The sequence below is a fragment of the Bacillus sp. YC2 genome (assembly GCF_019891195.1).
In the GTDB taxonomy this organism is placed as follows: domain Bacteria; phylum Bacillota; class Bacilli; order Bacillales; family Bacillaceae; genus Bacillus.
The window spans coordinates 49662-69645 of record NZ_JAHXDO010000014.1 but is presented as its reverse complement, the minus strand read 5'-3'; the positions used below and the strand labels follow the sequence as shown (position 1 = coordinate 69645).

General features: G+C 45.8%; 25 protein-coding genes. 20 read left to right on the top strand and 5 right to left on the bottom strand.

Features of this window, described 5'->3' with window-relative positions:
- Window positions 1–23 precede the first annotated feature (23 nt).
- Together fbpB and KY305_RS17675 are read right to left on the bottom strand one after the other, a co-directional pair.
- The gene (fbpB, locus tag KY305_RS17680) at window positions 24–170 is read right to left on the bottom strand and encodes a Fur-regulated basic protein FbpB (protein ID WP_214801596.1); all 147 of its coding nucleotides are present in this window, start codon (window positions 168–170) and stop codon (window positions 24–26) included.
- Complete coding sequence (locus tag KY305_RS17675) at window positions 157–330, bottom strand: Fur-regulated basic protein FbpA (RefSeq protein ID WP_223063657.1); 174 nt, start codon at window positions 328–330, stop codon at window positions 157–159. Before KY305_RS17675 ends, fbpB begins: the two co-directional genes overlap by 14 nt.
- 211 nt (window positions 331–541) lie before the next feature.
- Here KY305_RS17675 and KY305_RS17670 point away from each other — a divergent pair, with 211 nt between their 5' ends.
- Complete coding sequence (locus KY305_RS17670; RefSeq protein ID WP_223063641.1) at window positions 542–1435, top strand: cation diffusion facilitator family transporter; 894 nt, start codon at window positions 542–544, stop codon at window positions 1433–1435.
- Here the strand turns inward: KY305_RS17670 and KY305_RS17665 are convergent.
- Complete coding sequence (locus KY305_RS17665; protein WP_214801590.1) at window positions 1432–1749, bottom strand: thioredoxin family protein; 318 nt, start codon at window positions 1747–1749, stop codon at window positions 1432–1434. The two genes, KY305_RS17670 and KY305_RS17665, sit on opposite strands and share 4 nt — an antisense overlap.
- Window positions 1750–1902: 153 nt before the next feature.
- On the opposite strand from KY305_RS17665, the gene KY305_RS17660 reads away from it, so the two are divergent.
- The 5 genes from KY305_RS17660 (at window position 1903) to KY305_RS17640 (ending at window position 8327) form a co-directional block, all read left to right on the top strand.
- Window positions 1903–2988, top strand: coding sequence for a D-alanine--D-alanine ligase (locus tag KY305_RS17660; RefSeq protein WP_223063640.1), 1086 nt, complete (start codon window positions 1903–1905; stop codon window positions 2986–2988).
- Between the two features lie 78 nt (window positions 2989–3066).
- Entirely contained in the window at window positions 3067–4437 is a 1371-nt protein-coding gene (locus KY305_RS17655) for a UDP-N-acetylmuramoyl-tripeptide--D-alanyl-D-alanine ligase (RefSeq protein ID WP_223063639.1), read from the top strand.
- 343 nt (window positions 4438–4780) lie between these two features.
- On the top strand, window positions 4781–6265 hold the full coding sequence (gene cshA, locus KY305_RS17650) for a degradosome RNA helicase CshA (RefSeq protein ID WP_223063638.1): 1485 nt from the start codon (window positions 4781–4783) through the stop codon (window positions 6263–6265).
- A gap of 114 nt (window positions 6266–6379) precedes the next feature.
- Window positions 6380–6859 (top strand): PH domain-containing protein, encoded by a 480-nt coding sequence (locus KY305_RS17645; RefSeq protein ID WP_214801581.1) that lies wholly within the window; start codon window positions 6380–6382, stop codon window positions 6857–6859.
- Window positions 6849–8327 (top strand): PH domain-containing protein, encoded by a 1479-nt coding sequence (locus KY305_RS17640; RefSeq protein ID WP_223063637.1) that lies wholly within the window; start codon window positions 6849–6851, stop codon window positions 8325–8327. Before KY305_RS17645 ends, KY305_RS17640 begins: the two co-directional genes overlap by 11 nt.
- On the opposite strand, the gene KY305_RS17635 is transcribed toward KY305_RS17640, so the two are convergent.
- On the bottom strand, window positions 8324–8923 hold the full coding sequence (locus KY305_RS17635; protein ID WP_214801573.1) for a rhomboid family intramembrane serine protease: 600 nt from the start codon (window positions 8921–8923) through the stop codon (window positions 8324–8326). The genes KY305_RS17640 and KY305_RS17635 overlap by 4 nt on opposite strands.
- A gap of 93 nt (window positions 8924–9016) precedes the next feature.
- On the opposite strand from KY305_RS17635, the gene acpS reads away from it, so the two are divergent.
- The 14 genes from acpS to KY305_RS17565 all read left to right on the top strand — a co-directional run bounded on the left by acpS (window position 9017) and on the right by KY305_RS17565 (window position 19806).
- Window positions 9017–9382 (top strand): holo-ACP synthase, encoded by a 366-nt coding sequence (acpS, locus tag KY305_RS17630; protein WP_223063636.1) that lies wholly within the window; start codon window positions 9017–9019, stop codon window positions 9380–9382.
- Window positions 9383–9554: 172 nt separating this feature from the next.
- The gene (locus tag KY305_RS17625) at window positions 9555–10571 is read left to right on the top strand and encodes a LolA family protein (protein WP_223063635.1); all 1017 of its coding nucleotides are present in this window, start codon (window positions 9555–9557) and stop codon (window positions 10569–10571) included.
- Between the two features lie 114 nt (window positions 10572–10685).
- A complete protein-coding gene (alr, locus tag KY305_RS17620) occupies window positions 10686–11855 on the top strand; it encodes an alanine racemase (RefSeq protein WP_223063634.1) in 1170 nt (389 codons plus the stop codon).
- Between the two features lie 118 nt (window positions 11856–11973).
- On the top strand, window positions 11974–12255 hold the full coding sequence (endB, locus tag KY305_RS17615; RefSeq protein ID WP_003156188.1) for a type II toxin-antitoxin system antitoxin EndoAI: 282 nt from the start codon (window positions 11974–11976) through the stop codon (window positions 12253–12255).
- Window positions 12256–12260: 5 nt separating this feature from the next.
- Window positions 12261–12611, top strand: a complete 351-nt coding sequence (gene ndoA / locus KY305_RS17610; protein WP_003156187.1) for a type II toxin-antitoxin system endoribonuclease NdoA — start codon at window positions 12261–12263, stop codon at window positions 12609–12611.
- A 119-nt stretch (window positions 12612–12730) separates the two neighbouring features.
- The gene (locus tag KY305_RS17605; RefSeq protein ID WP_223063633.1) at window positions 12731–13552 is read left to right on the top strand and encodes an STAS domain-containing protein; all 822 of its coding nucleotides are present in this window, start codon (window positions 12731–12733) and stop codon (window positions 13550–13552) included.
- A gap of 4 nt (window positions 13553–13556) precedes the next feature.
- Window positions 13557–13922: an RsbT antagonist protein RsbS gene (gene rsbS / locus KY305_RS17600; RefSeq protein ID WP_223063632.1), complete on the top strand. Its 366-nt coding sequence runs from the start codon at window positions 13557–13559 to the stop codon at window positions 13920–13922.
- Between the two features lie 2 nt (window positions 13923–13924).
- Window positions 13925–14326: an anti-sigma regulatory factor gene (locus KY305_RS17595; RefSeq protein WP_003156178.1), complete on the top strand. Its 402-nt coding sequence runs from the start codon at window positions 13925–13927 to the stop codon at window positions 14324–14326.
- Window positions 14327–14337: 11 nt separating this feature from the next.
- Entirely contained in the window at window positions 14338–15345 is a 1008-nt protein-coding gene (locus tag KY305_RS17590) for a PP2C family protein-serine/threonine phosphatase (protein WP_223063631.1), read from the top strand.
- Window positions 15346–15409: 64 nt separating this feature from the next.
- Window positions 15410–15739 (top strand): anti-sigma factor antagonist, encoded by a 330-nt coding sequence (rsbV, locus tag KY305_RS17585; protein WP_214801552.1) that lies wholly within the window; start codon window positions 15410–15412, stop codon window positions 15737–15739.
- Window positions 15736–16218, top strand: a complete 483-nt coding sequence (gene rsbW, locus KY305_RS17580; RefSeq protein ID WP_223063630.1) for an anti-sigma B factor RsbW — start codon at window positions 15736–15738, stop codon at window positions 16216–16218. The genes rsbV and rsbW overlap by 4 nt, the downstream gene beginning before the upstream one ends.
- Window positions 16184–16972, top strand: coding sequence for an RNA polymerase sigma factor SigB (gene sigB, locus KY305_RS17575; protein ID WP_223063629.1), 789 nt, complete (start codon window positions 16184–16186; stop codon window positions 16970–16972). The genes rsbW and sigB overlap by 35 nt, the downstream gene beginning before the upstream one ends.
- Window positions 16972–17574 carry a phosphoserine phosphatase RsbX gene (rsbX, locus tag KY305_RS17570; protein ID WP_214801541.1) on the top strand — a complete coding sequence of 201 codons (603 nt, stop codon included), beginning with the start codon at window positions 16972–16974 and terminating at the stop codon, window positions 17572–17574. The genes sigB and rsbX overlap by 1 nt, the downstream gene beginning before the upstream one ends.
- 72 nt (window positions 17575–17646) lie before the next feature.
- Window positions 17647–19806, top strand: coding sequence for a Tex family protein (locus KY305_RS17565; protein ID WP_223063628.1), 2160 nt, complete (start codon window positions 17647–17649; stop codon window positions 19804–19806).
- A 9-nt stretch (window positions 19807–19815) separates the two neighbouring features.
- On the opposite strand, the gene cmpA is transcribed toward KY305_RS17565, so the two are convergent.
- Window positions 19816–19929, bottom strand: a complete 114-nt coding sequence (gene cmpA, locus KY305_RS17560; RefSeq protein WP_003156164.1) for a cortex morphogenetic protein CmpA — start codon at window positions 19927–19929, stop codon at window positions 19816–19818.
- Window positions 19930–19984 lie beyond the last annotated feature (55 nt).

Here is a 19984-nt window from a genome sequence, read left to right as displayed (position 1 = left end):
AAGAGCCTGAGAAGGGCTCTTTTTTATGTATGGCTGCTATGCTGAAGAAGCTTCTGATGCTTACGGTCAATTCTGTCGTATATCACATTCATCAGCTTTTGATTAGACATAATGGCTGCCTTGTTTTCTTTCACGAGCTGTTCAAACGTCTTTATTTTACGTTTCGGCATGACCCGCACCTTCCTTACATATTTGATATTCGTTTTCTAATTCTCCTAATGATAATTCATATAAATGGCGTTCCGATTTTTTGTATATTCCATTGCTGATCAGCAGATGAATGAGCTGTTTTTTTCGTCCTTCAACTGATGTTCTGAGTTGAGGAGCCATCATACCCTCCTATCAAATGATACTGATAATCATTATCAATTAATGAAAGTATACAACGCCCTTATTCATCTGTAAAGGCAAAATATCACTATTCTTTCGACAAAAGTTTCCCGGGCAATAATATTGTCGAATATACACCTTTCGGGCAGATCAAAACTGCTATTTTTCTGCTTTTTCATCCATACTATGAAGTAGAATGGAGGCATCTGACATGGATGATCAAACGGCAAACTTAAAACGCGGGGAAAAGGGCGCAATTCTCAATATCGCTGCGTACCTTATCCTCTCTGCCATAAAATTGGCAATTGGCCTTTTATATCATTCCGAAGCTCTCAGAGCGGATGGGTTAAATAATGCCACGGATATTGCCGCATCCTTGGCTGTGCTTATCGGGCTGCGGATTTCCCAGCGCCCCGCTGACAGCGATCACGCGTACGGCCATTATCGGGCTGAAACAATTTCATCACTAATTGCGTCTTTTATTATGATGGCAGTCGGTATCGAAGTGCTGATCGGAGGGGCAAAGGCGGTTGTCAGCGGAAAAACGGCGGAGCCGAGCTTCATTGCGGCGTGGACGGCACTTGGGAGCGCGGCCGTCATGTATGGCATGTACGTCTATAACAAACGGCTTGCCGGAAGCATAAAGAGTTCGGCGCTGCTTGCGGCGGCGAAAGACAGCAGATCTGATGCCTATGTCAGCATCGGGGCGTTTATCGGCGTCATAACGGCCCGGCTTCATCTGCCATGGATTGATCCTGTTATCGCTTTTCTGATCGGCATCATTATCTGTAAGACGGCATGGGACATTTTTAAAGACGCTTCCCACTCCTTAACAGACGGTTTTGATTTGAAAGATTTGGAACCGTACAAACATACCGTCAGAGAAATTCAAGACGTAAGCCGTTTAAAAGATGTGAAAGCAAGATATTTGGGGAGCACTGTTCATGTTGAAATGGTCATTACCGTAGACCCGAAGCTGTCCGTGAAGGAAGGCCATGAAGTAGCAGATGAGGTGGAAAACGCAATCAAACATGAACATGATGTCACTCATGTCCATGTTCATGTTGAGCCTGAAGTCATAAACAAAGATAATGAAACGAATTAAATATGCTGTGACAAAAACTCCGTCACTTCTTCAGGTGATTTGGCGTTTGCGCTGTGAAGATGAGCTTTCTTTTCACCGTTTTTAAAGATCAGAAGGCTCGGTATGCCCATGACCTGGTATTTGTCGGCAAGCTCAGGAAGCTCGTCCTTGTTCAGTTCATACCATTCATTTTGATTATATTCTTCCAGAATATCGCCGATGAACATATTCATACGCGTGCAGTCAGGGCACCAGTCAGCGTAAAATTTAACAATGATTTCCTTGTCAGATTGAATAAGTTCATTAAATTGTTCTGTTGTACTGATTATTTTCATATGACACATCTCCTTTTCCATGCCATTTTAATATAAAATAAAAAGGAATTACATACAAATGCTTTCACATTCAGAATGCCCAAAAATAATTAGATCATTTTCTGATGAAAATGATAAGATAGTAAAGATGAATTGTTGTGGGGGGAATATCCATTGAAAACAAGTCTAGGATTGGTGTACGGCGGAAAGTCAGCCGAACACAATGTATCGCTGCAGACAGCTTTGGCTGTAACGAAAGCACTTAATACTGATAAGTTTGATATACATCCGATTTACATTACCGAAACAGGAGAATGGCAAAGAGGGCCGCTTCTGACTGAACCGGTTTCAAACGTGAAAATGCTTCAGCTGGAGCAAAACGGCACTGGCTTTGCCTTGTCATCACTGAACCGGGAAATGTTCCCGGAGGCTGCATCTGACGAAAATGCACAAATTGATGTCGTATTCCCGCTTCTGCACGGGCCGAACGGAGAAGACGGCACGATCCAAGGTCTTTTGGAGCTGTTAAACGTTCCTTATGTCGGCAACGGAGTGCTGGCATCTTCAGCCGGTATGGATAAAGTCGTCATGAAGCATTTGTTTGCCCAAGCCGGTCTTCCTCAGGCGAAGTACGCCGCTTTCTTGAAAAAAGACTGGAAACAAACGCCTGGCGACTGCTTGCAGCAGGTTGAGGAAGAATTGGGCTACCCGTGCTTTGTAAAGCCTGCGAACCTCGGATCAAGCGTCGGCATCAGCAAATGCCGCAGCCGCGAAGACCTTGAAAAAGCATTCGAGCTGGCCTTCGAATATGACCGTAAAATCGTCGTGGAAGAAGGGATCACAGGCAGAGAAATCGAGATCGGCGTACTAGGTAATGATGAACCGAAATGTTCCGCTGTCGGTGAAATCGCGCCGAAAACCGATTTTTACGACTACAAAGCAAAATATGAAGACGGCGACACGGATTTAATCATTCCGGCGCAGGTGACAGATGAAGAATACGCGGCGATCAGCGATATGGCCATCAAGGCGTTTAAAGCGATCGACGGCTCAGGCCTTGTCCGGGCTGATTTCTTCCTGACCAATGACGGCGAAGTGTTAATTAACGAAGTGAACACAATGCCCGGCTTCACGCCATTCAGCATGTTCCCGCTTCTGTGGAAAGAAGCCGGCGTAGAATACGGCGAACTGATCGAACAGCTGGTTGAGCTGGCAAAAGAGCGTCATGCTGAGAAACAGCTGATTAAACATACATTTTAATGAAGACGGACACTGCCTTAGACAGGGCAGTGTCTTTTCCCGTAGCAGAAAAATTTTTCAGAAAGCGAGGTGCTTCCTTTGATAAAGCGAACCGTAAAACGAATCGCCGAAATGGTCAAAGGCACACTGACGAACCCTGTATTTGAACAAACAATGATTGAAGGAGCAGCAACCGATACAAGAACACTGGAGAAAAAACAGCTGTTCATTCCCTTGAAAGGCGAACATTTTAACGGCCATTCCTTTGTGCCTCAGGCATTTGAAAAAGGGGTCTCCGCAGTTCTGTGGAATCGGTCTGAGCCCAATCCGCCGAAGGAAAAGGCGGTCATTCTTGTAGAAGACACGCTTGAGGCGCTTCAGCTGCTGGCAAAAGCATATTTGCAGGAGCTGGGCACACGGGTCATCGGTGTGACCGGAAGCAATGGCAAAACAACGACAAAAGATATGCTTCACGCCGTTTTGCAAACGCAGTACCGCGTCCATAAAACCGCCGGAAACTATAATAACCATATCGGACTTCCTCTGACCGTCCTTGCCATGCCGGAGGACACAGAAATCGCCGTTTTAGAAATGGGAATGAGCGCAAAAGGCGAAATTGATTTTCTCAGCCGTCTTGCCAATCCGGAAGCGGCCGTCATAACAAATATCGGCGAATCTCATATGCAGGATTTAGGTTCAAGAGAAGGAATTGCGGAAGCAAAGCTTGAAATTATAAATGGCCTCCAAAAAGACGGCGTTCTCTTTTATTACGGAGATGAGCCGCTGCTCAGCGGAAAGGCGTATCACTGCCGGACCACGACATACGGCGCCGGGCCGGACAATGACCTCCGCCTGCAAGAGGTCAGACAGACAGAAGAGGGCACCCATTTCAGTATGGAAGGCATTGACCGATCCTTCTTTATTCCCGTTCTCGGCAAGCATAATGTTATGAATGCCATGGCGGCGTACGCAGCCGGAATCTATTTCGGCATTACGCCTGATAATGCCGCAAAAGGACTGAGCCGGCTGAAAATGACCGGAATGAGATTGGAACTGGTCAAAACGAAAAACGGAATTTCTATCGTTAACGATGCGTATAATGCAAGCCCGACGTCAATGAAAGCGGCGATTGAATTGATCGAAACGATGAAAGGCTACCGAAAAAAAATGCTCGTGCTCGGCGATATGCTTGAACTGGGAGATGATGAAGAGGCATTCCACACAGAATGCGGAGCCGCCATCCATCCGGCTGACATCGATTATGTGTTTACTTACGGTGCACTCGGCACATTCATCGCCGAAGGAGCGCGCCGAAACTTTGAAGAAGAGCGCGTCAGCCACTATAATGATAAGAAAGAGCTGCTTCAGGCTATCAAAGAAAAGGCCGATACAGGCGATTTGCTCCTGTTTAAAGCATCAAGAGGTATGAAGCTTGAAGAAATCGTTAAAGATTTATTAGAGAAGAACTGAAGAAAAAAATTGAGCTGCACTTCATAAAAATAATGAAAATGAAGAAACTACTTTTGAAGACGAGAAATAAATCTGTCCGGGCTGAAGAAACACTGCTGTCTGAAAAGACCCCGCCCGGCGCGGGCTGAACCGTCCGCCTTCATCTGTAAAAGAGATTGGGCGGGCTGATTGAAGCCGACTCCCTGTCTCGCCTTATTGAAAAACACATACTGTAATGGTAAGATTAAACGTAAAGTAATTCGGGGCTTTGTATACGTATGGATCCTGTCCTTTGTATGAAGGGCAGTTTTTAGTGGTAAATCACGACATTACTGAAACAGCAATTAGAAGGAGTTTGAATAATTTGACTATAACGTTTCAAGATTTTCAATTAAGTTCTGATCTCATGAAAGCAATTAATCGTATGGGATTTGAAGAAGCAACGCCGATTCAGGCACAAACGATTCCGCTCGGACTTTCAAATAAAGACGTCATTGGACAAGCGCAAACAGGTACAGGTAAAACAGCTGCGTTTGGTATACCCCTTGTTGAAAAAATGAACCCCGAGTCTCCTAATATTCAAGCAATCGTAATCGCGCCAACCCGTGAATTAGCCATTCAAGTTTCTGAAGAGTTATATAAAATCGGACAAGATAAGCGTGCTAAAGTGCTTCCTATTTACGGCGGCCAGGATATCGGACGGCAGATCCGTGCATTAAAGAAAAACCCGCACATCATTGTCGGAACGCCGGGACGTCTTCTTGACCACATCAACCGCCGCACGATCCGTTTAAACAACGTGAACACGGTTGTTATGGATGAAGCGGATGAAATGCTTAATATGGGATTCATTGATGATATCGAATCCATTCTTTCAAACGTGCCGAGCGAGCACCAAACGCTTTTATTCTCAGCAACAATGCCTGCTCCGATCAAACGCATTGCAGAGCGCTTTATGACTGAGCCTGAGCACGTAAAAGTAAAAGCGAAAGAAATGACGGTTTCCAACATCCAGCAGTTCTATTTGGAAGTGCAAGAGCGCAAAAAATTCGATACGCTCACACGTCTTCTTGACATCCAGTCTCCTGAGCTTGCGATTGTTTTCGGCCGCACAAAACGCCGCGTTGACGAATTGGCGGAAGCCTTGAACCTTCGCGGATATGCAGCTGAAGGAATTCACGGCGACTTAACGCAGGCGAAGCGTATGGTAGCGCTCCGCAAGTTTAAAGAAGGTGCGATTGAAGTGCTTGTAGCGACTGACGTTGCGGCTCGCGGACTTGATATTTCAGGCGTTACACACGTGTACAACTTTGACGTGCCACAAGATCCTGAAAGCTATGTTCACCGTATCGGAAGAACAGGCCGTGCAGGAAAAACAGGTATGGCGATGACATTTATCACACCGCGTGAGAAAAACATGCTGCGTGCGATTGAACAAACGACAAAACGCAAAATGGACCGCATGAAAGAGCCTACACTTGATGAAGCGCTCGAAGGACAGCAGCAGGTTACCGTTGACCGTCTTCGTACGGCAATCAGCGATAACAACCTGAACTTCTACATGACTGCCGCGGCGGAGCTTTTGGAAGACCATGATGCAGTGACAGTTGTAGCAGCTGCCATTAAAATGGCGACAAAAGAGCCGGACAGCACTCCTGTACGCCTCACTGATGAAGCGCCGATGGTCAGCAAACGCTACAAAAACCAACGCACTTCAAAACGAAGAGACGGCCAAGGCGGCGGATACCGCGGCGGAAAAGGGAAAAGCAGCAACCGCTCTTCCTATGATAAAAAACGCTCAAACGATCGCCGTTCTTCCGGTGACAGACGCCAGAAAAAATCATACTAAGAGACAAAAGCGAACCCATTAAAGGGTTCGCTTTTTATCTATACGCCGGAAAGTGAATCTTTTTTGCAACAAGACCGTACTTGTATGTATGATAAGAAACGGGAGGTAGGTATTTTGAGAGCACAGCCAAAAAATCAAATCAGTCCGAACGGCTTAAAGGTATGGCGTCTTCAAGAAGTCATCTTATCAGCCGTTTGTCTTCTTGCCGTCATTGCAGAAGCCGTCTTAAGCTATTACTTCCATTGGCCGTACTGGATCAGCGGAATTCTCGGCATCATTTGGGTCATCGGTTCGGTGATCACCATTTATGCGATACCGAAGATCAGGCACAGGATCTGGCGGTATGAAGTACATGAAAACGAAATTGATATCCAATCCGGCATTTTTATTGTCAAACGGGTCATTGTGCCGATGGTCAGGGTGCAGCACGTAGACACCTCACAGGGACCGCTCCTCAGAAAATACCGCCTGGCCTCAGTCAAAATTTCGACAGCGGCAACCGTTCACTCGATTCCGGCGCTTGAGATGGAGGAAGCAGACCGGCTGAGGGATTCCATTTCGCGTCTGGCGAGGGTGACGGAAGATGATGTCTGAACCGAAACGTCTGCATCCGGCAGCCGTGATTTTGAACTTATTTCATATTATTATCCAAACCATTAAAAATATTATTCTTCCTTTCTTTTTCGTATACATCGTCAATTCCAACCACTTTATCCGCTTCTACGGCGGCATAGCACTTCTCGTATTGCTGATATGGCTTATCGCGGCAAGTGTTATCGAGTGGAGAAAATTCACGTACCGCATTGAAGATGGCGAATTCAGAATAGAAGAGGGATTGTTTTTCACACAAAAAAGATATATCTCCATTGACAGAATTCAATCGATGAATACGAGTGCGGGCGTTATTCAGCAGCTCTTTAAGCTGGTCAAGCTGCAAATAGAAACAGCTGGCGAAGGAAAAAACGCAGAAGTCGTGTTGTCTGCGATTTCTCTGGAAGAGGCAGAAAAAATCAGAGAAGCCGTTTTCCAGCAAAAAGAAAAGCGCAAAGCCGAACTAGAGGAGCACCAAGAGGCTTCGGCGGAGCAGGAGCCGACTCGCGAAGAAGCCGTGCACTCCGTATACCGTATGTCTTTAGGAGAACTTCTCATGGCAGCCTCAACGTCCGGCGGAATCGGCGTCATTATTTCAGCGATCTTTGCCCTGATTTCTCAGATTGACGAAGTATTTCCGATGGACTGGCTCTATGACAGATTTTCTTTTCTGAAGCATGCCAGTATAGGAATCTACGCCGTTATCATATTTATCGGCCTGTTTATCGCGTGGCTGTTAAGTATCGCGGGTATGATGATCAAGCATGCCAACTTTCAGGTTGAAAAAAAGGAGCATGAATTGGTCATTTCAAGAGGAATTATTGAAAAGCATCAAGTGACGATTCCGCTCCGTAAAATCCAAGCGATTAAAATAAAAGAAAATATCGTGAGGCAGCTTTTCGGATATGCGACAGTCACCATTGTCAGCGCGGGCAAATCCGGAAATGAGAAAGAGGGCCTTCAGACGATTCTGTTTCCGCTTATCCGCAAATCAAAGCTGTCCGGAATGCTTGGCGAATTTACGAATGACTACGTGCTTGATGAAAAGCGGCATCATCTGCCGAGAAGGTCGCTGCGGCGTTATTTGTTCCGCTCTGTTATTTTTTCAGTTTTTGTGATTGTTCCGCTTTGTATCCTTTTTAAACCTTGGGGGTATTTATCGCTGTTTCTGCTTCCGGCAGAGCTTGTTTTCGGTTATGCCGCTTTTAAAGATGCATCATGGTTTTTAAACGGGGAAAAACTCCAGCTCACCACAAGGCTGATCGGAAAGACGACAACGATTATGCTGAGAAGAAGAATGCAGATGTACGAAGTAAGCCAATCCTTTTTACAAAAAAGAAAACGGCTCGCTTCCGTTGCCACGGCTGTGAAATCAGCGAGCCATATGGAGCATGTCATGCTGAGGGATGTCAGCGAGGAAGACGCAGAACGCATCAGAAGCTGGTATTCATACGAAAAAGCGGACGGTTAAAACCGCCGCTTTTTTTGATGCACGCATAGAAATGAAAGCAAAAAACCGCCCGCCAAACCGAACAAATGCGCCATAATGTTAATATTGGAATTGATAAATGTCATCAGAACCGCAATGATGAGCAGGGTGACAATCATTTTAGACTGATCCTGGTCGATCAGCTCTTTACGGAAAACAGTCAGAAACAGATACACGCCGAACAGGCCGAAGATCGCACCGGAGGCGCCGACATGTACATAATCCAGCGGCTCGATAAGGTAAGTTCCGATATTGCCGATGATGCCGGACCCGATATACACAATAAGAAAACGGACTTTTCCGAGCATCTGCTCCAGCGGAGGCGCAAATAAGAAGATAGACATTGAATTAAACAGAAGGTGGGTAAAATTGGCATGTAAAAAAACCGGTGTGACAAGCCGCCACCATTCTCCGCCGGCAACGCCGAAATTATAGCCTGTCACTGCGTCCCCCCACATCATGACGGAATGAACGGGCATTTTAAAAAACAGCCATAACAGCGCCTGCAGGGCTAATATACAGCTGACAGCCGGATAACGTCTGATAAAGGTCTGGAAATTTTCCGTTCGTATAAACATCATTTGCCCCTTTGCATCTATTTTGATACTTATATAGTACCACGTTTATGAGATAAACCATTTTTTAGTACGGACTTTTTAGGAGGAATTCACATGATTTTCGGAATTGGAATAGACATCGTCGAGCTCAGCAGAATTGAAACAATGCTCAGCCGGCAGGCAAGATTCCCGCAGCGAATACTGACAGAGGCGGAATACGCCCGGTTTAAGACGCTGTCAGACAAAAGGAAAATTGAATTTCTCGCGGGCCGTTTTGCGGCAAAGGAAGCCTTTTCTAAAGCTTACGGCACGGGCATCGGCAGCCAGCTCAGCTTTCAGGATATTGAAACGGCAAAAGACCCTTCAGGAAAGCCGGTGCTTGCCTGCGCCAAACTGGACGGCGCAGCAGCTCATGTATCCATTACGCATACAAAAGAATACGCGGCTGCTCAGGTCGTGATTGAAAGGTTGTCAAGCTAGTCTGCATATTAGCCGAACCCCTCTCATATATTTGATAGTGCATTAAGGGAGACAAGTTGTTTGAGGCTTTTATGGTACGCGTCCGTCCGTCTTTTCCCGAGGCCGTCTTTAGGGCGTACCGTTAAAGTCAAACAAGCGATTTCTTCCCTTTACATCAATTGAGAAGAAGGGGTTGAAAAAGGTGAGAAAAAGCTTTGTTTTGCTTTTAACGGGACTGCTTGCCGTCCTTATTCTTTCGGCCTGCGGCCAAAAATCACAGGAAGATATCGTGAACGGTTTAGATAAGAAGGCGAAAGAATACACTTCATACAAAGCAAAAGCCAAAATGACCATTCAAACGGGAAGTGATCCGCAAGTATACAATGTGGAAATCTGGCATAAAAAACCTTCCCTATACCGGGTCTATTTAGAAAATCCGAAAAAAGACCAAAACCAAGTCATCTTACGGAATGCCAACGGAGTATTTGTTCTCACGCCGTCCTTAAATAAGAGCTTCAGATTTCAAAGCGACTGGCCGAACAACAGCAGCCAAGTATATTTGTTTGAATCACTTGTGAAAGACGTGATCAATGACAAAGACGCCGTTTATTCCGCCAAAGATAAAAAGTATTCATTCGAAACAAAAACAAACTATCAGCATAACAAAATGCTGCCGACACAAGTTATCACATTCAACAAAAAAGATATGAGTCCGTCGCTGGTGAAGGTGATGGACACAGACCGTAAAGTCATGGTGAAAGTCGAATTCAAAAGCTTTGAATTTAACAAACCGTTTGAAAAAGAATCATTTGATGAAAAGAAAAACATGACGCTTTCTCAAATGGACGTCGCCACAAGCGCCAAGCCGTCTGATTCATTTGCGGTAAAAACGCCGCTTCAAGTGCCGGCGGGCGTCAAAAAGCTTGAAGAAAAAGATATTTCGACAGCGGACGGCAAACGTGTCGTGATGACATACGGAGGCGAAAAATCGTTTACGCTCATTCAGGAAAAAGCCCAGGTCGCAAAAGCAGCCTCTGCCGTGACGCTGAACGGCGAACCGGTTAATCTCGGCTTCACGGTTGCCGCATTATCGGATACATCCTTAACATGGACGTATGACGGTGTCGACTATCTCTTGTCATCGCAAGACCTTACCAAAGATGAAATGGTGGCTGCCGCCAAAAGTATGCAGGGGCAGTCATCAAAATAATCAAAAAAGAGGCCGAATGCTGTCGGTCTCTTTTTTGATTACATTTCACTTTGCCCGGTAATTTTAGTATGATAATAACGAAATTCAATGAAAAAAAGCTAGGAAGTGTATCGAGTGAACACAGCATCCTTTTACAGAGATACGTGGGCGGAAATCGATCTGTCTGCGATTAAAGAAAATGTCAGCCATATGAAAAAACACATCGGCGAAAACGTCCATCTTATGGCGGTTGTAAAGGCAAATGCATACGGCCACGGAGATGCAGAAGTCGGGAAAGCCGCTCTTGAAGCCGGCGCTTCATGCCTTGCCGTTGCCATTTTAGATGAGGCGATTTCATTGAGAAAACGCGGCATCACAGCACCGATCCTCGTGCTTGGCGCTGTACCGCCTGAGTATGTACAGGCTGCTGCCGAATATGACGTGACCTTGACGGGCTACTCCGTTGAATGGCTTCAGGAAGCGGCCCGCCACCTCGGCAGTGAAACAGTCCCTTTTCACCTGAAAGTTGATACGGGAATGAACAGGCTCGGCGTAAAAACAGAAGAAGAGGTGCAAATCGTTTTAAAAATCCTCAGCCAAAATCCCGGTTTAGTATGTAAAGGCGTTTTTACCCATTTTGCCACCGCGGATGAAAAGGACAGAAGCTATTTTCTCATGCAGTTTGACCGTTTCAAAAAACTGATTGCCCCCCTTCCTTTAAAGGAACTGATGGTGCACTGTGCAAACAGCGCCGCGGGTCTCCGCCTGAAAAAAGGCTTTTTTAATGCGGTCCGCTTCGGTATCAGCATGTATGGGCTTCGTCCGTCAGCGGAGATCACAAACGAAATTCCGTTTCAACTGAAGCCGGCATTTACATTGCATTCCACCTTGTCTCATGTGAAAAAAATTCATAAAGGGGAAAGCGTCAGCTACGGCGCCACGTACACGGCCCATAAAGACCAATGGATCGGAACCGTTCCCGTCGGTTACGCAGACGGCTGGCTTCGCAAGCTTTCGGGTACAGCTGTCCTCATCAACGGCAAACGGATGAATATCGCCGGAAGAATCTGTATGGACCAATTTATGGTAGAATTAGACCAATGCTATCCGCCGGGGACAAAAGTGACCTTGATCGGCAGTCAAAAGGAAGAAACGATTACGATGGACGAGATCGCCGGACGCCTTGAAACAATTAACTACGAAATTCCTTGTACGATTAGTTCCCGCGTTCCCCGTATGTTTTTGGGAAATGGGAGTATAATGGAAGTAAGAAATCCTTTGCTGCAAGAAAATACAAGCAAATAGCCATTATCCAGAAAAAGAGAATTTATAAAACCGCTTTGCTTGGCGTTTGAATAGTGGTATCATTATGTCTGGATGGATGAATGGTCGTATCCGTAAGTTTGGTGGAGGTGTATGTTTTTTGTCTGAATCCAGCGCAAGAACCGAAATGAAAATCAGCTTGCCTGAAAACTTAGTAGCTGAATTGGATGGTGTAGCGATGCGGGAGAAACGAAGCAGAAACGAACTGATATCACAAGCAGTGAGAGCGTATGTCAGCGAACGGACAACACGCCATAACCGTGATTTGATGAGACGCGGGTATATGGAAATGGCGAAAATCAACTTGAATATTTCTTCTGAGGCTCACTATGCTGAGTGCGAAGCAGAAACGACCGTTGAGCGCTTAGTCAGCGGAGGCTAATCATTTTGATTGTTAAGCGCGGCGATGTTTATTTTGCTGATTTATCTCCTGTTGTTGGCTCAGAACAAGGCGGCGTACGCCCGGTTTTAGTGATCCAAAATGATATCGGAAATCGCTTTAGCCCGACTGCTATTGTTGCAGCCATAACAGCACAAATACAGAAAGCGAAATTACCAACCCACGTCGAAATTGATGCAAAACGCTACGGTTTTGAAAGAGATTCCGTTATTTTGCTGGAGCAAATTCGGACGATTGACAAGCAAAGGTTAACGGATAAAATAACTCATCTGGATGATGAAATGATGGATAAAGTTGATGAAGCCCTGCAAATCAGTTTGGCACTCATTGATTTTTAGTAATATCTTCCCGGTTGCTCATATAGAGCAACTTTTTTTGTTTTCGAAAAACATTAGCGCTATAATGAATAGATAATCAAACAAAATTGTTGTTTTGTGTCGGGAGGTCATTAAAACCCATGTCGAATCAAGCTATTTACCAGTTTATTATCGACCAGCATGATGAACTGCTTCACACTTGGACAAGCAAATTAAAAGAAGTAGGCAATCAGGAAGATTATCAGCTTAACAATCAAATATATGAAAATATCTGCAAGGATTATATAGACATTCTTTTATTGTCATCGAAGAATGACGAAGCCGCGGAAGAACAGATCAGCCAGCTTGCTCTGCGCGCGGTGCAGCTCGGCCTGTCGCTGAAACTTCTGTCCGCCACCCTGTCAGAGTTTTGGAAGCTGCTTTACGAAACAATGGTTGACCATGATACGGCCGACCAGGACAGAGCGGCGTTAATTTTGCAGATTGACAGCATTTTCAATCCGATTAACACTGAAATTTTCAATCAGTATTCCATCTCTTGGGAAAAGACGGTATCCCTTCAAAAAATCGCGCTTCAGGAGCTGTCGGCGCCGCTCATCCCCGTGTTTGAGAACGTGACCGTTATGCCGCTTGTCGGAACGATTGATACGGAGCGTGCGAAGCAGATTATGGAAAACCTTTTGAACGGCGTCGTCAAACATCGCGCGCAGGTCGTATTGATTGATATTACGGGCGTGCCGGTCGTTGATACCATGGTCGCACATCACATCATTCAGGCATCAGAAGCGGTAAGGCTTGTCGGAGCGAAATGCCTGCTAGTCGGAATCCGCCCGGAAATCGCGCAAACCATCGTTAATCTGGGAATTGATTTGTCTCAGGTTATTACGAAGAATACCCTTCAAAAAGGAATTCAAACAGCGCTGGAGATGACAAATCGAAAAATCGTTTCATTGGGGGAATAACATTGTGAGACATCCAAAAATCCCGATCCTGAAACTGTATAACTGCTTATTAGTATCCATTCAATGGGAACTCGACGATCAAACTGCTTTGCATTTTCAAGAAGACCTGCTGAACAAAATTTATGAAACCGGCGCAAACGGGGTCGTCATTGATCTTACATCCGTTGACATGATTGACTCATTTATCGCAAAAGTTCTCGGAGACGTCATTACCATGTCAAAACTGATGGGTGCCAAAGTCGTATTAACGGGGATTCAGCCTGCTGTAGCGGTAACGCTGATTGAACTGGGAATCTCACTTGAAGAAATCGAAACAGCGCTCGACTTGGAGCAAGGGCTTGATACATTGAAGCGGGAATTGGGGGAATAGCGATGAACGACCAATCCTGTGTAAAAATCATGACAGAATGGGATATCGTAGCCGCCAGACAGCTTGGCCGCAACGTTGCAAAGGAGTTAGGCTTCGGGACGGTAGATCAGGCCAGAATCACGACGGCTATCTCAGAATTGGCCAGGAATATTTATTTATATGCCGGCAAGGGCCAGGTGAGCATCGAACAAGTAAACGACAGAGGAAAAAAAGGCCTTAAAATCATAGCGGAAGACAAAGGACCCGGAATCCCCGATATCCGTAAAGTGATGGAAGACGGCTTTTCAACATCAGGCGGACTGGGAGCGGGACTTCCGGGTGTAAAAAGACTGATGGATGAATTCAGCCTGCAATCTGTTGCAGAGGAAGGAACAGAGATTCAAGCCGTAAAATGGCTTCGGTAGGAGGTAAAAACGTGGATTTCAGGGAGGTTATTGAGCAGCGGTACCACCAGCTGCTTAGCCGTTATATAGCCGAATTAACAGAAACATCTTTATATCAAGCTCAAAAATTCAGCCGAAAAACGATTGAACATCAAGTTCCTCCGGAGGAAATTATAAGCATCCACCGAAAAGTAGTGAAGGAGCTGTACCCGGATTTGCCGGAGGATGTTTTTCATTCGCTGGATTTTTTAATAGAAGTCATGATTGGCTACGGGATGGCCTATCAGGAACATCAAAGCCTGAGAGATATCCAGCAGGAGCTGCGCTCAGAGATTGAAATCGCCGCAAATGTCCAGCAAACGCTGCTCGGTACAAAAATTCCCGATGAAGACGAGCTGGATATCGGCGCAATCAGCGTTCCCGCTAAACAAATGAGCGGTGATTATTATCACTTCGTCAAAGACAAGGAATCTATTAACATTGCGATAGCCGATGTGATTGGGAAAGGAATCCCCGCCGCTTTGTGCATGTCGATGATTAAGTATGCCATGGACTCTTTGCCTGAGACCGGCATTCACCCCTCCCAAGTGCTGAAAAATCTTAACCGCGTTGTAGAACAAAATGTGGACGCAAGCATGTTTATCACCATGTTTTATGCAAACTACAACACGAAAAGCCACCAATTTACATATGCTTCAGCCGGGCATGAGCCGGGCTTCTACTACTCTGAAAAAGAAAACAAGTTTTATGATTTAGAGGCGAAGGGTTTAGTCCTGGGGATATCTCAGGATTTTGATTACGACCAATATGAACAGCATATGGAAAAAGGAGACATGATTGTTCTCTTTTCTGACGGCGTCACCGAATGCCGGACAGAAAACGGTTTCCTAGAACGCCGAGATATTCAGAACATGCTGGAAGCACACATGGAATGCTCCGCGCAGGACATGGTAAAAAATATTTACAACAGCCTGCTGCAGCTTCAGGATTTTCAGCTGCATGATGATTTTACGTTAATTGTTTTAAAAAGAAAGGTTTAAAGAAACAGCATCTCGGGTAATTAACCATTAGCATTAGTGAAGGATAACTTTCAGAGGTGATACGATGAATTTAAAAGTAGATATGAAGCAGAATCTTTCAGATATACAGGTCAATATCGCTGGAGAAATTGATGTATACTCAGCTCCGGTCGTTCGTGAAAAGCTGATGCCGCTGGCAAGCGAGGGAAAAGACATGAGAATCTGCTTAAAAGATGTAAACTATATGGACAGTACGGGTTTAGGCGTATTTGTCGGTGTGTTCAAAACGGTCAGTAAGGAAGGCGGCTCTATGAAGCTTGAAAATCTTTCTGACCGTCTCGTTCGGCTGTTTGAGATCACTGGGCTTAAGGACATCATTGATATTTCGGCAAAGTCAGAAGGTGGCGTGCAATGAAGACATCAGTTGATTATATAGAAATGAAGATTCCGGCCGAACCGGAATATGTAGGAATCGTCCGGCTTACACTTTCAGGTGTCGCAAGCAGAATGGGCTATACCTACGATGAAATTGAAGATTTGAAAATTGCTGTCAGTGAAGCCTGTACAAACGCTGTTCAGCATGCTTACAAAGATGACAGCAAGGGTGAAGTATCCGTACGATTCGGTGTGTTTGAAGACCGTTTAGAGGTTATTGTGGCGGATGAAGGAGACAGCTTTGACTTTGATCAAAAGCAGCAGGATCTAGGGCCGTACACACCTTCGCACACAGTTGATCAATTATCAGAAGGAGGGCTCGGTCTATATTTAATGGAAACGCTCATGGACGAAGTCAAAGTTCAAAGCAACTCTGGCGTCACCGTGGCGATGACAAAGTATTTACATGGGGAGCGAGTTGATCATGGCACAACCATCAAAAACTACGAAACTAACTAAAGATGAAGTTGATCGGCTCATACGCGAATTTCAAATAAATGATAATAAAGAAGCCCAGGAAACACTCGTCGAAGTGTATACCAATCTTGTCGAAATGCTGGCGAAGAAATATTCAAAAGGCAAAAGCTTTCACGAAGACCTTCGCCAAGTCGGGATGATCGGGCTGCTCGGCGCCATTAAAAGATATGATCCTGAAGTCGGAAAAGCATTCGAAGCCTTTGCGATCCCGACCATAATCGGGGAAATTAAACGCTTCCTCAGGGACAAAACGTGGAGCGTCCACGTCCCCAGACGGATCAAGGAGCTCGGCCCGCGAATTAAAATGGCGGTGGATCAGCTGACGACAGATACGCAGCGATCACCGAAAGTCGAAGAAATCGCGGCTTACCTCGACGTTTCTGAAGAGGAAGTGCTGGAAACGATGGAGATGGGCAAAAGCTATCAGGCCCTGTCTGTCGATCACAGCATCGAGGCGGACGCGGACGGAAGCACCGTCACCATTCTCGACATTGTCGGTTCCCAAGAAGAAGGATACGAACGCGTCAACCAGCAAATGATGATCCAAAGCGTGCTTCATGTGCTGTCTGACCGTGAAAAACAAATTATTGATTTAACATTTGTGCAAAATAAAAGCCAAAAAGAAACAGGGGACATTCTCGGAATATCTCAAATGCACGTCTCGCGCTTGCAGAGAAAAGCGGTGAAAAAACTGAGAGAGGCCTTGATTGGAGATCCCTCCATGGAGCTAATGTAATGATTCAGGTTGAAGAAAACGAACATGTTCAAACCCTTGTATACCAACTAAATAAAGAAGGCAAGTCCGTTTGCGGCGACAGCTTTTTCATGAAGGCGAATGAAGAGGAACTAGTATGTGCGGTAGCGGACGGTCTCGGGAGCGGATCACTTGCCAATGAGTCCTCATCAGCCATTAAAGACATCGTTGAATCCTATGCAGACGAGGACGTGGAAAGCATCATCGAACGATGCAACCAAGCGATGAGAAACAAAAGAGGAGCGACTGCCTCCATCTTAAAAATCAATTTCATCAAAAGGCAGCTGACGTACTGTTCAATCGGGAACGTCCGTTTCTTTCTGCAATCCCCATCTGGCGACAGCTTTCATCCTCTGCCGATCTCAGGTTACCTGTCAGGCAAACCGCAGAGATACAAAACTCATACGTCATCATACGAAAAAGGAGCGAAATTCATCATCCACACTGATGGGTTAGATGTTCCGAACATCCGCTCCTATTTAAAACAAGGGCAATCAATAGATGACATATCAAATTCGCTTCACATGTACACAACGTCAAGAAAAGATGATTTAACCTATATTCTCGGGCAGCTTTTATCGTAAGGCTGCTTTTTTTATGTTCAGCCGTTTTTTGATACACTAGAGGAAGAATGAAGAGATGGAGGCTTTGGTGATATGGAAACGTTAGCCCTTTTGAAAAAACAAATTGCTGCAGAAACAGCTTTATCACAAAAAAACGTCGAAAGTGTAATCCGCCTGCTTGAAGACGGCAACACCGTCCCGTTTATCGCACGGTACCGAAAAGAACAGACAGGTTCAATGGACGAGGTGCAGATTCAGACGATCTCTGAGCGCTGGCAATACATTCAAAACCTGAGCCAGCGGAAAGAGGAAGTGATCAGGTTAATCGCCGAGCAGGACAAGCTGACAGACGATTTGAAGCAAAAAATCGAACAGGCCGTCAAGCTCCAGGAAGTCGAGGATTTGTACCGCCCCTTCAAACAAAAGCGGAAAACAAAAGCGACCGTCGCCAAAAGCAAAGGGCTTGAACCGCTTGCCGAATATATTCTTTCCCTGCCGAAAGATAACCGTCTTCACGAAACGGCTGATCAATACATAAGTGCAGAAAAAGAAGTGGCTTCAAGAGAAGAAGCCATCGAAGGCGCGAAGCACATTATAGCCGAACAAATCTCGGACGATCCTTATTTCAGAAAATGGATACGCCAAGAAACCTTTAAAAAGGGAATCCTTACATCTGCGGCAGGAAAATCAGCCGGGGATGACGAGAAAAACGTCTACGAAATGTATTATGAATATGAAGAGCCGATTCAAAAAGTTGTGCCTCACAGAGTGCTTGCGATGAACCGGGGTGAAAAAGAAGGCATCTTAAAGATTGGGATCGAACCGCCCGCCGATCAAATAAAGGCCTATTTGGAAAAGCACATCATTAAACACCGCGATACACCGGTCAGGGAAACGCTGAAAGAAGCCATTGACGATGCGTACAAACGCCTGATCCAGCCGGCCATTGAGCGTGACATCCGCAAAGAGCTGTCAGAGAAAGCAGACGCGCAGGCGATCCATATTTTCTCTGAAAACCTGCGCAAGCTCCTGCTGCAGCCGCCGATGAAGGGAAAGGTTGTGCTCGGCGTCGATCCGGCCTTCCGCACTGGGTGCAAGTTAGCCGTCGTCGACGAAACGGGAAAGGTGCTCAAAATCGACGTTATTTACCCGCACGCTCCAGTGAAAAAGACAGCGGAAGCGCGGGAAAAAGTGAAAACCATTTTGGAGAAGTACGAAGTCGAGGTCGTGGCGATCGGAAACGGTACGGCATCCAGGGAGACGGAGCAATTTACGGTTGATCTATTAAAGGAAACGGAGCGGGACATTTATTATGTGATCGTCAATGAGGCCGGCGCAAGCGTCTATTCTGCGTCAGAGCTGGCGCGGGAAGAATTCCCTGATTTTCAGGTTGAAGAGCGCAGCGCCGTCTCAATCGCGCGGAGATTGCAGGACCCGCTGGCCGAACTCGTCAAAATTGATCCGAAATCAGTCGGCGTCGGCCAATATCAGCATGACGTCAGCCAAAAGCAATTAAACGAATCTCTCCGTTTTGTCGTTGAAACCGTTGTTAACCAAGTCGGCGTAAACGTCAATACCGCATCAGCCGCTCTGCTTCAATATGTAGCTGGATTATCCAAGACAGTTGCCGGCAACATCGTTAAAAAACGGGAGGAACTCGGCAAATTTACAAATCGCAAAGAGCTGAAAGACATCCCGCGTCTCGGCGCGAAAACGTATGAGCAATGCATCGGCTTTTTGAGGGTGCCGGACGGAAAAGAATCGCTCGACCGAACAGGCATTCACCCGGAAAGCTATAAAGAAACTAAGGACCTGCTTAAAAAACTCAAGCTCACAACAAGCCAGATCGGAAGCGCTGATCTAAAAGAGAAGATCAGTAAGCTGCCGCTGTCTGAAACGGCGCAAGAGCTCGGAATAGGGGAAATCACGCTGGCAGATATTTGCGGGCAGCTGACAAGGCCTGAACGCGATCCGCGTGATGAAGTGCCGAAGCCGTTACTGAAAAAAGACGTCCTTCAGCTTGAGGATTTAAAGGAAGGAATGGAACTGCAAGGCACCGTCCGCAACGTTGTAGACTTTGGCGCATTCGTCGATATCGGCGTCAAACAAGACGGGCTTGTGCACATATCCAAACTGAGCAATCAATTCGTCAAACACCCTCTCGACGTCGTATCGGTCGGAGACATCGTCACCGTATGGGTGGAAGGGGCAGACGTGAAAAAAGGCAGAGTGTCACTGTCTATGGTAAAATAAAAGCACTGCTTACGAGCAGTGTTTTTTTCTATAAAAATACCAGCATTGGTTCAAAAGCTTAATTTGATAATTATCCTTTTCTAAAAATGCTTTTTGCATTTGTTTCATCAGCCAATTCGGCATGGCTCATTCCTCCTCAGCTTTTAGTAAGAGGGCGGTATTAACACATTGTATGCGA